Source organism: Bacteroides celer, assembly GCF_002632415.2.
Taxonomy (GTDB): domain Bacteria; phylum Bacteroidota; class Bacteroidia; order Bacteroidales; family Bacteroidaceae; genus Bacteroides.
This window is the reverse complement of sequence record NZ_CP178209.1, coordinates 1297146-1310705: the sequence shown is the minus strand read 5'-3', so window position 1 is coordinate 1310705 and position 13560 is coordinate 1297146. Positions and strand designations below refer to the sequence as shown.

At 43.4% G+C, this 13560-nt stretch carries 10 protein-coding genes and 1 pseudogene; 4 read left to right on the top strand and 7 right to left on the bottom strand.

Features of this window, described 5'->3' with window-relative positions:
- Positions 1-26 precede the first annotated feature (26 nt).
- Positions 27-1964, top strand: coding sequence for an AAA domain-containing protein (locus CJF29_RS04840; RefSeq protein WP_008998831.1), 1938 nt, complete (start codon positions 27-29; stop codon positions 1962-1964).
- A gap of 477 nt (positions 1965-2441) precedes the next feature.
- Here the strand turns inward: CJF29_RS04840 and ilvC are convergent, their stop codons facing one another.
- The 5 genes from ilvC to ilvD form a co-directional block, all read right to left on the bottom strand.
- Positions 2442-3485 (bottom strand): ketol-acid reductoisomerase, encoded by a 1044-nt coding sequence (gene ilvC, locus CJF29_RS04835; protein ID WP_074557634.1) that lies wholly within the window; start codon positions 3483-3485, stop codon positions 2442-2444.
- Between the two features lie 67 nt (positions 3486-3552).
- Entirely contained in the window at positions 3553-4296 is a 744-nt protein-coding gene (locus tag CJF29_RS04830; protein ID WP_099146824.1) for an acyl-[acyl-carrier-protein] thioesterase, read from the bottom strand.
- The gene (ilvN, locus tag CJF29_RS04825) at positions 4296-4859 is read right to left on the bottom strand and encodes an acetolactate synthase small subunit (RefSeq protein ID WP_008650275.1); all 564 of its coding nucleotides are present in this window, start codon (positions 4857-4859) and stop codon (positions 4296-4298) included. Before ilvN ends, CJF29_RS04830 begins: the two co-directional genes overlap by 1 nt.
- Positions 4860-4915: 56 nt before the next feature.
- Positions 4916-6610 (bottom strand): biosynthetic-type acetolactate synthase large subunit, encoded by a 1695-nt coding sequence (ilvB, locus tag CJF29_RS04820; protein WP_099146825.1) that lies wholly within the window; start codon positions 6608-6610, stop codon positions 4916-4918.
- A gap of 29 nt (positions 6611-6639) precedes the next feature.
- Positions 6640-8439, bottom strand: a complete 1800-nt coding sequence (ilvD, locus tag CJF29_RS04815) for a dihydroxy-acid dehydratase (protein ID WP_099146826.1) — start codon at positions 8437-8439, stop codon at positions 6640-6642.
- Positions 8440-8920: 481 nt separating this feature from the next.
- Here ilvD and CJF29_RS04810 point away from each other — a divergent pair, with 481 nt between their 5' ends.
- Positions 8921-9499 (top strand): FKBP-type peptidyl-prolyl cis-trans isomerase, encoded by a 579-nt coding sequence (locus tag CJF29_RS04810; RefSeq protein WP_004306740.1) that lies wholly within the window; start codon positions 8921-8923, stop codon positions 9497-9499.
- A gap of 112 nt (positions 9500-9611) precedes the next feature.
- On the opposite strand, the gene CJF29_RS04805 is transcribed toward CJF29_RS04810, so the two are convergent.
- On the bottom strand, positions 9612-10898 hold the full coding sequence (locus CJF29_RS04805; protein ID WP_008650272.1) for a serine dehydratase subunit alpha family protein: 1287 nt from the start codon (positions 10896-10898) through the stop codon (positions 9612-9614).
- Positions 10899-11031: 133 nt separating this feature from the next.
- On the opposite strand from CJF29_RS04805, the pseudogene CJF29_RS04800 reads away from it, so the two are divergent.
- Together CJF29_RS04800 and CJF29_RS04795 are read left to right on the top strand one after the other, a co-directional pair.
- Positions 11032-12117, top strand: a pseudogene (locus CJF29_RS04800) (PCMD domain-containing protein).
- Positions 12118-12149: 32 nt separating this feature from the next.
- Positions 12150-12935, top strand: coding sequence for a porin family protein (locus tag CJF29_RS04795; RefSeq protein WP_074637572.1), 786 nt, complete (start codon positions 12150-12152; stop codon positions 12933-12935).
- Here the strand turns inward: CJF29_RS04795 and CJF29_RS04790 are convergent.
- Complete coding sequence (locus tag CJF29_RS04790) at positions 12932-13498, bottom strand: calycin-like domain-containing protein (RefSeq protein ID WP_074637569.1); 567 nt, start codon at positions 13496-13498, stop codon at positions 12932-12934. The two genes, CJF29_RS04795 and CJF29_RS04790, sit on opposite strands and share 4 nt — an antisense overlap.
- Positions 13499-13560 lie beyond the last annotated feature (62 nt).

Genomic DNA, 13560 nt, shown 5'->3' with positions numbered 1-13560 from the left:
ACGACGTTCGAGTAATGTTTAACAAAATGAAATATTTTTTCTACCCGGAACGAAGATTTGTTACCTTTGCGCCTATTATGAGTAATAATCCGAAAAGTCCAATCATCGACCTTCAGCAACAGCAACTCCTCCTGCGGATGGAGTATGAATACGAGAAGGAAGAATTTAAACGGCAGACCGAAACAATGGGCGTTGCCCGTAAAGTGAAACGCGGTCTCTGCTGGTATCCCGTCTCTCTTGGCCGAAGTTACTACAATTCTCTGAACCAGCTTGTAATAGATATTACACGGACCGAAAATAAAGAAATAGAGCATTCCTTCGAGTTCGGCCGTCCCGTCTGCTTTTTCCACCAATCATTCGAAGGAAAAGTGAAGTACATGAATTTCATCGCTACTGTCAGCTTTGCGGATGAGGAGCGAATGGTAGTTGTACTTCCCGGAGCGGGAGCTTTAGCGGAACTGCAAACTGACGGCATACTGGGGGTGCAACTTTATTTTGACGAAACATCCTACCGGGCCATGTTCGAGGCACTGGAAGACACCATACGAGCTAAAGATAATCGTCTGGCAGAACTGCGTGATATTTTGCTTGGCACACAAAAACCGGGATTCCGGGAGTTGTATCCTGTCCGCTTCCCCTGGTTGAACAGCACACAGGAAACAGCTGTCAACAAGGTACTCTGCACGCGTGATGTATCCATCGTTCACGGTCCTCCGGGAACCGGAAAAACAACGACTCTTGTCGAAGCGATTTATGAAACATTGCACCGGGAACCGCAAGTACTTGTCTGTGCACAAAGTAACACTGCTGTCGACTGGATTTGTGAGAAACTGGTAGACCGGGGAGTACCCGTACTCCGCATCGGAAATCCTACCCGGGTCAACGACAAAATGCTATCATCCACCTATGAACGTAGGTTTGAAAGCCATCCTGCCTATCCGGAACTTTGGGGAATTCGCAAATCTATCCGTGAAATGGGTAGCCGGATGCGCCGGGGTAGTTATTCTGAACGGGAAGGTATGCGTAATCGCATGAGTCATCTCCGCGATCGTGCTACGGAGTTGGAAATACAAATCAATGCCGATCTTTTTGATAGTGCCCGTGTGATTGCTTCTACGCTAGTCAGCAGTAACCATCGTCTGCTCAACGGGCGTCGTTTTCCTACTTTGTTCATTGACGAAGCTGCTCAAGCGCTCGAAGCTGCCTGCTGGATTGCCATCCGCAAAGCAGACCGTGTCATCCTTGCAGGAGATCATTGCCAGCTCCCGCCGACTATCAAATGTATAGAAGCCGCTCGTGGAGGACTGGATCACACGTTAATGGAAAAAGTGGTTCAGCAAAAGCCTTCTGCTGTCTCTTTACTAAAGGTACAGTACAGAATGCACGAGGCCATCATGCAGTTTCCCTCCGACTGGTTCTACCACGGAGAACTGGAAGCTGCCCCGGAAGTGCGCTATCGAGGTATTCTTGACTTTGACACTCCTATGAACTGGATTGATACTTCAGAAATGGACTTTCACGAAGATTTTGTAGGCGAGAGCTTCGGACGCATCAACAAGCAGGAAGCCAATCTATTACTACAGGAACTGGAAGCATATATCGAACGTATCGGCAAAGAACGGATACTGGATGAAAGAATTGATTTCGGTCTGATTTCACCCTACAAGGCGCAAGTGCAATATTTGAGGGGAAAGATCAAAGGGAGCAGCTTTTTACGTCCCTTCCGCAGCCTCATCACCGTAAACACGGTAGACGGTTTTCAGGGACAGGAGCGAGATGTTATTTTCATCAGTCTTGTACGTGCCAACGAAGATGGGCAGATTGGATTCCTGAATGATTTGCGACGAATGAATGTAGCGATTACAAGGGCACGAATGAAGCTTGTTATATTAGGAGATGCCTCCACCCTTACCAAACATCCTTTCTATAAAAGACTGATGTTATTCATTAAAAAGGAGGATTAAATACTTAATCCTCCTTTTAACAAAGTGCACTTTCTCACGAAACCGCACTTCGTTTTAACACAAACAAAACAAACAATATTTTATTTCACATCAGTACTATTCTTTATTTAAGAAGTCAATAAATGACTTTTATTTTCAATATACAAATACAGATCTTAAAAAGAAATATCAATTTCCACAAAGGTAAAACACACTAAATCACCACTTCTGAGAAATCAAAAGCAGCGTCATTCGCTTATTTATTTAGTGATGTTAATCATTCTTCAGGGCTGGTTAAGTTAATTCATACTTCTCGTTTATTTTATCTGATGACGCAAAGATAAACATAAACTTGCATTTTTTGTCCATATTATCAATATATTTTTGAAAAAAAATTCGGCAAGCCTCATTTGTTCATTTCTAAATCTCTTTTTAACAAAAAAAGGGGAGAAAGCAAACAGCCCTCTCCCTTTTATAAACTTGTATAATTTATCCAGCTTAATTGTTTTCCGGACGAAGTTTACGAACAGTTACTGCAGTCTGCCACATTTCGCTTTCACGCAGTTGACGGAGCTCTTCATTCAATTTTTCACGATAATCAGGTTGTGAATTACTATCGATAGAAATCTGTGCTTCGTTACCAGTTTTGACGCTATGATACAACTTTTCAACTACCGGCTTGATAGCATCGTGGAATGGGCCCATCCAATCAAGAGCACCACGTTGAGCAGTAGTAGAACAGTTAGCATACATCCAGTCCATACCGTTCTTTGCAAACAACGGCATCAATGACTGTGTCAGTTCTTCTACTGTTTCATTGAATGCTTCAGAAGGAGTATGACCGTTTTCACGCAATACTTCGTACTGTGCCAGCAACAAACCTTGGATAGCGCCCATCAATGAACCGCGTTCACCTGTCAAGTCAGAAGTAGCTTCACGTTGGAAAGTTGTTTCGAACAGATAACCGGAACCAATACCGATACCCAGTGCGATGGTTCTGTCCATTGCTTTGCCTGTAGCATCCTGATAGATAGCATAAGAAGAGTTCAAGCCACGTCCTTCGAGGAACATTGTACGCAAAGAAGTACCCGAACCTTTAGGAGCAACCATGATAACGTCGATATCAGTAGGAGGAACTACACCTGTACGGTCGTTCCAAGTGATAGCAAAACCATGTGAGAAATAAAGAGCTTTTCCGGCAGTCAGGTAAGGTTTGATAGTAGGCCATACAGACATTACTGCTGCGTCAGACAACAAGCACATTACGATAGAACCTTTCTCGCAAGCTTCTTCAATGCCGAACAAAGTTTCGCCCGGAACCCATCCGTCTGCTACTGCTTTATCGTATGTTTTTCCTTCACGTTGACCAACGATTACATTGAAACCGTTATCACGCAAGTTCAGTGCCTGTCCAGGTCCCTGTACGCCATAACCGATTACAGCAATTGTTTCATTTTTCAATACTTCACGAGCTTTTTCCAATGGAAATTCGTCACGGATTACTACAGTTTCAGTAGTACCTCCAAAATTCAACTGTGCCATTTTCTTTTTGTTTTTAGTTTTTGATGACTTACGTCATCCGTTATTAATTAATTTTGTATTCTCACATTTATTCAAATATCACTTTCGAACGGCAAACAACTTCGCTGCCATTCTTCTTTACTTCTACGTGAAACTCGTTTGCATTCACTTCATCGCAGAAGAAAGAGAGCTCATCACCAAAGTAACTTTCGGCTACGTACGCCATCTCGAAACGGCGGATACGTTTGGTCTTGTACAGCTCTATCGGGAACAAATCAAGGATATGCTCGATGTAACGGATGCTGTTCACGTGACCGTTAATATCAATATCACTGTATTTTGCCGTCAGGGTAGCCATTGGCTGATCGCTTGTCACTTTAATACGTGAAGGCTTTTCAATAGGACAAGGTTCGTCACAGACATAATCTACGATACTTCCTCCGTGCAAGGTCAATAGATCGGCCGGTTTGCGGGTATTGAGATTAATCATCGCCCATACGGAACGCGCATAACCAATCTTTTTCCCATCCTTATCAATAATAGCAAAGTTACGGTCAGTAAACAAACGGTAGACATTTTCCACCCATGTTTGAACTGAAAAGTTCTCATATTGATAAGGCATTTCATCCAACTCAATGGCCAGACGTGAAAGTACCCAGGTGTAATTATCCTCGTTCAGTGTTGCAATACCAAAGCCACGGTCACTTGCGTGAAAGCCGGCACAATTCAACAAATGATTTCCCAGTACGCCCATAGTCAGACGTCCGTTAAAGTCAACATGGAACGGTTCTGCCACAAACTGATAAGTTCCTATTTTATTTTCTTCACTCATTATTCTTGTTGGTTTTTACTCTGGTTATACATGGCTTCCCGTCCATCGAGAAACTCGTTCACCCGTTCAAAGCAACTGGTGGTAATCGCTACGCGTCCCGACCGTACAAACTGCAAAACACAATTTAAAGCCTTCAGTTCACCGTAGAGTGAGGTTATATCTTCGCTCATACCATTTTTCTCGACAATAGAAAATACCGGATTAACTTCCACTACACGGGCATTGTATCTGCGGATCAACTTGGATGCTTCCGGGGTTTCCTGAAAAGCAGGAGTAGATACCTTATATAGTGCAATCTCATGGAAGTATATTTCATCCTCGGTGAAATAATGTGCCTGAATCACATCGATCTTCTTTTCGATCTGTTTCACTACCTTCTCAATGGTGTCCTTATCCGTCAAGGCTGTAATCGTATACTTGTGTACACCTTTAATAGAAGAAGCAGATACATTCAGACTCTCGATGTTGATTTGCCGACGAGTAAATACAGCAGTTACCTGATTCAGCAATCCGGCTATATTTTCGGAATGAACTATTATCGTATATAATGTCTTGTCACTCATAATCCTAAATTTTAATTGCGAACTTTCAATCTTCCATTCTCAATATTCAACTTCCCCTAGCATTCCAACAGCATCTGATTGACCGAACCACCCGGAGGAGTCATCGGCAAAACATTGCCTTCTTCCACTACGCACGCTTCGAGCAGGAACGGACCATCTGTCGCCAGCATTTCTGCAATAGCTTCTTTCAGTTCTTCACGGGTGAAAGCACGTTTGGAAGGAATATCATAAGCCGAAGCAATCTTCATGTAATCCGGATTCAACATCGGAGTAAACGAATAGCGGTGATTGAAGAACATAGCTTGCCACTGGCGTACGTTTCCGAGGTAATTATTATTCAGGCAGATAATTTTCACTGGAGCTTTCTGCTCCATAATCGTACCCAACTCCTGAATATTCATTTGCAGTCCGCCATCTCCCATAAATACGCATACGGTACGTTCCGGTGCTCCAAAAGTTGCCCCGATAGCTGCGGGAAGGCCGAAGCCCATTGTTCCAAGTCCTCCGGAAGTGATGATACTGCGTTCTTTCGTATATTTGAAGTAACGTGCAGACATCATCTGGTTTTGACCTACATCCGTTACCAAAACTGCTTCATGATGAGTAGCATTGCTTACCGCACGTACCACTTCTCCCATACTCAAAGAGTTTGTTGCAGGGTGAAGTTCGGGACGGATTACTTTTTCTTCCTCTACTTTCTCATATTCTTTGAAGCTATCAATCCATTTGGTATGAGTTTTCTTTTTCAGGAGTTTAGTCACAGAAGCCAATGTCTCCTTGCAATCTCCCAAAACAGCTACATCTACCTTTACATTCTTATTGACTTCTGCAGGATCGATATCAAAATGAATCACTTTCGCCTGTTTCGCGTAAGTAGCCAGATTGCCAGTCACACGGTCATCAAAGCGCATACCGACAGCAATCAGTACATCGCATTTATTGGTATTGATATTCGGTCCCAAATTACCGTGCATACCCAACATACCTTTATTCAACGGATGTTCTGTCGGCAAAGCTGACAGTCCGAGCAGCGTACAGCCTGCAGGCATATCCGCCTTTTCGATAAATTCACGCAATTCGTTTTGTGCATTTCCCAATTCAACACCCTGTCCAACCAATACAAGCGGACGTTCGGCGTTATTAATCAGTTCGGCAGCTGCCTGTACAGACTCCTCGTCCGTATCGGGAACAGGAACATAACTGCGGATAAAATCGACTTTCGTCGGTTCATATTTCGTTTTTTCTACTTGCGCATTCTTGGCAAAGTCCAGTACCACCGGACCGGGACGACCACTACGGGCAATATAAAACGCACGTGCTACCGCCCAAGCTACATCTTCCGCACGACGGATCTGATAGCTCCATTTAGCGATCGGCTGCGTAATACCTACCAAGTCAACTTCCTGAAAAGCATCCGTTCCAAGAAACCCTGTTCCTACCTGCCCGGCAATCACTACGATAGGGGTACTATCGATCATCGCATCTGCAATACCTGTTACCGTATTAGTTGCTCCGGGACCGCTCGTCACCAGGCAAACACCTACTTCTCCTGATACACGGGCATAACCTTGTGCCGCATGGGCAGCTCCCTGCTCGTGACGAACCAAAATATGGTTCAATATATTTTGATGATCGTACAAGGCATCGAACACCGGCATTATGGAACCACCGGGGTAACCGAAGATGGTAGTCACTCCCTGATGTTCCAAGGAGCGCATCATAGCCTCTGCACCTGTTATTAAATCTTTCATATTAGTTGATAGTTGATAAATGAACTATATCAGATTAATCTCACTGCTCCCTTATCGGCAGAGCTTACCATGCTAGCATACGCCTTCAGGCTCTTCGGTACATAACGGTCACGAGTGACAGGAGTCATCGGACGAGCCGCCAGTTCTTCATCCGTCAGTTGCACGTTAATCTTCCGGGCCGGAATATCGATTTCGATAATATCTCCATCTACAATTTTTCCGATATTGCCTCCAGCTGCCGCCTCGGGAGAAACATGTCCGATACTCAATCCGGAAGTTCCACCACTGAAACGTCCATCGGTAATCAAAGCACATTCTTTTCCGAGATGACGAGATTTGATATAAGAGGTAGGATAAAGCATTTCCTGCATACCGGGACCACCCTTCGGACCTTCGTGCGTAATGACGACGACATCGCCACTGACGACTCGGCCTCCGAGGATGCCTTCACAGGCTGCTTCTTGCGAATCAAATACTTTGGCAGGTCCGGTAAATTTCCAGATACTTTCGTCTACACCTGCTGTTTTTACCACACAACCGTCTTGGGCAATGTTACCTTTCAATACGGCCAATCCACCGTCTTTGCTATAAGCATGTTCCAAATCGCGGATACATCCGTTTGCACGGTCTTTATCCAGTTCCTTATAGTACATGCCCTGTGAACCAAGTACGAGATTGAATCTATTTCCGGCTGCGCTCGAATATTTTTTAATTGCCTTTTCGCTTACATTCGGGCTGGTGATTGAATATTCATTAATAGCTTCCGCCAATGACATTCCGTCTACCCGTCGAACAGATGTATCTATCAGACCGCCTTTTGCCAGTTCATCCATGATAGCTATAATACCACCGGCACGGTTTACATCCTGAATATGATATTTCTGTGTATTGGGAGCCACCTTACAAAGACAAGGAGCCTTGCGAGAAAGCATATCGATATCATCCATCTTGAAATCTACCTCTGCTTCATGAGCAATAGCCAACAGGTGAAGAACTGTATTAGTAGAACCACCCATTGCTATATCCAGCGTCATGGCATTCAAGAAAGCCTGACGGGTAGCAATGCTACGAGGAAGCACACTTTCGTCTCCTTCTTCATAATATAACTTTGCATTTTTCACGATCAGTTCTGCTGCATCTTTGAAAAGCTGCGTACGATTCTCGTGTGTAGCTACGATGGTTCCGTTTCCGGGAAGAGCCAGTCCGATTGCTTCATTCAGGCAGTTCATTGAGTTAGCGGTAAACATACCGGAACAACATCCGCAAGTAGGACAAGCATTTTGCTCGATATTCGCTACTTCCTGATCGCTGACACTTTCATCGGCCGATTTAATCATCGCATCGATCAAATCCAGGTGCTGACCATTCCATTCTCCGGCTTCCATCGGACCGCCCGATACAAATACGGCAGGAATATTCAGACGCATAGCTGCCATCAACATTCCGGGAGTGATCTTATCGCAATTGCTGATACATACCATTGCATCTGCCTTGTGCGCATTAACCATATACTCTACACTGTCTGCAATGATGTCACGTGAAGGAAGCGAGTAAAGCATACCGTCATGTCCCATTGCTATACCGTCGTCGATAGCTATTGTATTGAATTCCGCAGCGAAGCATCCCAGCTTCTCAATCTCTGCCTTCACCAGCTGACCGATTTCATGCAGATGCACATGTCCCGGAACAAACTGTGTGAACGAATTGACGATAGCGATAATGGGTTTACCCATCTGATTCTTCTTCATGCCGTTGGCTGCCCATAATGCACGGGCTCCCGCCATCCGACGGCCTTGTGTACTAAACGAACTGCGTAATTGCTTTTTCATTTCAATCTATCTTTTAATTAAAGAGCCTTCCTCACACAAGTGAGAAAGGCTCTAAATTCTATCTTTTATGGTACGAACACATACAACACAAAAACCTTTCTCACGCTCTTGATGGGACCACCACGACGCGAATAATATGCAGGACTGCTAGGTTAATAGATGTATGTAACATATTCATATCTTCTTTTCTTTATTTTCGTGCTGCAAAGGTAAGGGCTTTTTTATTAACTCCAAACAAATCGAAGAAAAAAATCACTTAAAAGCTAATAATTGTAAGAGAAGAGTGGTATTATTTCTCTATTTTATCACTTAAAGGTTGAATTTACAACTATTATCAAAGGATGTGTTCTACTTTTCTTTTCTGACAAAAGCACTTAATAATCTGAAATTTACCCTCCCTATACCGGAGTAAAAGCAAATAATTCGTATCTTTGTCGACCCGGATTACCGGGAATTATTAATCAGAAACAAAAAATATCAGATGGAAACAGTAGAAAACAAGTACATTACCGTTGCATACAAACTATATACAATGGAAGATGGTGAAAAAGAGTTGTTCGAAGAAGCAAAAGCAGAACATCCCTTTCAATTCATTTCAGGATTAGGAACAACACTCGAAGATTTCGAAAATCAGATAACTGCTCTTTCTAAAGGTGATAAATTTGACTTTACCATTCCGGCAGATAAGGCTTACGGACAATATGACGAACAACACGTTATTGACCTCCCCAAAAATATCTTTGAAATAGATGGCAAATTTGACAGCGAACGTATTAAAGAGGGTAACATCGTGCCTTTGATGACTGGTGACGGTCAACGCGTAAATGCCAGCGTAGTAGAAATCAAACCGGATATTGTAGTAGTCGACCTCAACCACCCGTTGGCTGGTGCCGACCTGATCTTTGAAGGTGAAATACTGGAAAGCCGTCCTGCTACGAACGAAGAAATTCAGGAACTTGTGAAAATGATGAGTGGTGGTGATGGCTGCGGTTGCGGATGCGACAGCTGCGGTGATGGCTGCGGAGACGACTGCGGTTGCGAAGGCGGACACTGTCACTAAATAAAGTATTAAATATAAAGTATTAAGTATTAATTCCGTGCGGACACAGCCGGGCTTTAATACTTAATACTTTTTTTATGCCGTTATTTGAGCTAATACTTAATACTTGAAATCAGCATCCTTTATGCGTCATGATGTCAAGCACCATTTTATCCGTTTCGTTCATGGCTTGCGAACCGATCCTTGTCAGGTTGCGGATACTTTGATCTACATCTTCATCGATAATTCCCTCTACGGAAGTCACACAACGGTCTTCCATTGCCATCATTGCAGATAATACGGCTGTCGAAACTCCGGTAGTTACTTTCAATGCACAACTCGGTTTTGCACCGTCACAAATCATTCCTGTCAGATTAGCAATCATGTTTTGAACGGCGAAGGCAACCTGATTGTAGTTTCCCCCCATCAACCAGGTGATTCCACAACTGGATCCGGTAGCAGCTACCACGCAGCCACACAAAGCTGACAGACGTCCTAAACTTTGTTTGATATATATAACAGTGAGATGGCTTAACATTAAAGCACGGATAAGTTCTTCTTCGCTCTTTCCGTTCTCTTCGGCAAAGACAACGACAGGGAGTGTAGCGGATATCCCCTGATTACCACTGCCAGAATTACTCATGACAGGAATCATTGCACCCGCCATCCGGGCGTCGCAAGCAGCTGATGTATAAGAGAGAATATGAGAAAATACGCTGTCACCCATCACTTTATGTTCGTAAGTTCCCCGAAGCATTTTGCCTAAAGAATGTCCGTAGTTACCTTTAAAGGCTTGCTCGGCAGCAGCTTTATTCAAACGGGCTGTATCAAGAATGAAACGAATCTCATCCAACGGAGCAGTCAGTGCAAAGTCATAGACTTTACGCAAGTTTAATTCGAGCGAAGCATCTTCCTCTTCCTCGCTGACTGTATGTTGCTTGTCGAACAATGTCTGTTCATCTTTGGCTATATATATAAAGGTAGTATGCCCACCGGCAATGATAGCTTTAGCTGTTTTATCTCCCGCTTTACAAATCACTTCGATATAAAGCTTTTCCGTAATATCTTCTTTCAGAGAAATACAAATCCGTTTTTCTGCAATGAACCGTTTCCCCTGTTCCACTGCTTCCGGCGTACAGTCCCTCAACACCTCCAACTGATAGTCTGATTTGCCAATCAACGCACCTAAAGCCACAGCTATGGGAAGGCCTACCATACCCGTTCCCGGGATTCCGACTCCCATGGCATTCTTTAGTATATTAGCACTTAACAAGACGTCTATCTTTTCCGGTTTCACTCCCAACGTTTCAGCAGCTTTAGCTACACAAAGCGCTACTGCGATAGGTTCCGTACATCCAATAGCCGGAATGACTTCTTTCTTAATCAACTCTATAATTTGCCTTCTTTCTGATTCAGTCATGGACTTATAAGTTTTGGTTCCACAAAAATAGGAAAATCTTTCTTTTCCAACATTCTATAATGAACAAATAAAATCTCATATTGTTATAAAATCTCCCATACACCAAACTTTAACAGAAAGAATTGATAGAAAAATGAAAGCAAAACACGTGATTCTCTATTTGCTACTGGCTATTGTTTCCTTTTCCTGTATCGGCGAAGAAGCTCTCAATGCAGAAGCAGACATATTAAGTTGCGCACTACCAGGAGTAGCCATGACAACCAGTCCTATTATTAACAATAATTCCATCACTATCTTCGTCGGTCCGGGAACTGATATTTCAGAACTTACACCTGAATTTACATTGACTCCGGGAGCTACAATTAATCCTCTTAGCGGTACGGAACGAAATTTCAATACTCCACAAGAATATACTGTTACAGCTGCCGATGGTGTTTGGAAGAAAACGTATATCATATCCGTTATCGACACGGAACTTGCCACGAACTATAATTTCTAAGATACGCTTGGCGGAAAGAAGTACTACATATTTGTAGAACGCGAAGGAGGTAAAGTCGTTATGGAATGGGCCAGCGGAAATGCGGGCTATGCCATGACCGGCGTAGCCAAAACTGCTGATGACTATCCCACTTTCCAAATAACGGACGGAAAAACCGGCAAATGCCTTTCTTTAGTGACACGCAGTACCGGATTCTTTGGACAAATAGCAGGAATGCCTATCGCGGCAGGAAATCTGTTTATCGGTTCCTTTGATGTAAGCAATGCAATGAGTAATCCGCTTAAAGCAACTAAATTCGGTCTTCCTTTCCGGCATGTACCCACTTATCTGGCTGGCTATTATAAGTACAAAGCGGGAGATCAGTTTACAGAAGGAGGCAAACCTGTAAATGGGAAACGGGATATCTGTGACATATATGCCATCATGTATGAAACCAGCGAATCTGTTCCAACCCTTGACGGAACGAACGCATTTACCAGCCCAAACCTGATTTCAACAGCACGGATTGATAATGCCAAAGAAACAAATGAATGGACTTACTTTAAGCTTCCTTTCACCACTCTCCCCGGCAAATTCATAGATAAGGAAAAGCTAATGGATGGAAAATATAATATAGCCATAGTGTTCACCTCAAGTCTGGAAGGAGATCATTTTAACGGAGCAATCGGAAGTACGTTGCTCATTGACGAGGCCGAGTTAATCTATCACTCGGAAGATTAGTGGAACTAAATAACTTTATAACAACAAAAACGATGAAAATCTATCCGTATATATTCAGTTTACTAACCTGTATAGGAATAGCCCTCCCCGGCTATGCACAGGTTGATCGAAATGAAACACTGATCCGTTCCGCCCTTCACGGACTGGAATATGAGATAAAAGCAGGTTTCAGCATTGGCGGCACAGCCCCGCTTCCTCTTCCGGTGGAAATCCGTTCCATTGACGGATATAACCCGACATTAGCTATCAGTATAGGAGGTGAAGTGACCAAATGGATTGCCGTTCAGAACAAGCTCGGAATTATAGTCGGATTGCGACTTGAAAACAAAGCAATGACTACCGAAGCCACCGTGAAGAATTACAATATGGAGATTCTCGGGCAGGGAGGTGAAAGAATCAGCGGAGTATGGACAGGCGGAGTAAAAACCAAAGTACATACTGCCGGACTGACAATACCTCTGATGGCTACCTACAAACTAACCAACCGGTGGAACATCAAAGCCGGGCCTTATTTCTCCTATCTACTTTCAAGAGAATTTTCAGGTCACGTATACGAAGGATATTTGCGGGAAGATAATCCCACCGGTCCGAAAGTAGAGTTTACCGACGGCAAAATTGCAACATACGATTTCTCGGACGATTTGAGACATTTCCAATGGGGACTACAAGTAGGAGCCGGATGGCGAGCCTTCAAACACCTCAATGTGTACGCCGATCTTACCTGGGGATTGAATGATATATTTAAAAACGATTTTAATACGATCACTTTTGCCATGTACCCCATCTACTTGAATATAGGTTTCGGGTATGCTTTTTAAGTCCCACCAGGCTCTGCCACCTGCTTCACTCCGGAGTAGGTTACTTTCACCGTCTGTTGCAATGCAGGCACTTTCACATTAATAGTCATGTCTGCATTTCCATCTTCTACAGTTCCCGTAACTGTCACAGGGCAAGTACCCAGAGAGGCGGCATCTCCTTCAAACGTAAGGTCTTGCTGTCCGGTGAATGTAGACACACCTTCCCCCTTCTTCACTTCACATTTATCAATGACAATATCTCCAAATTTTAGTATCTGCTGATTGATGAACAATTCAAAATCCTTCAGTTCAATCTTCACTTCCGTATTGCTGACCTGCGAGAGCGTGATAAACTTCTCTATTCCGTCGCCGATGACAATTTCCTGGTCAGAACCATCCGGTATCATGGATATATCCAGATTTCCCCAATACGTTCCGATTACATCCGGAGCCGTTATCACAGCTTCCTCTTCGGGAGGATTCTCGTTATTCTTGTTATCACTGTTGTCATCGTCACTGCTACAAGCAGCAAAGAAAGTTAGAGCACATACCAATGCCAATAAATACAATAGATTCTTTTTCATACGTCTTTGGTTTAGTTATTACAATAAATTCGTCCTTTATAAACTAAAAAGAAGAAAAAAGG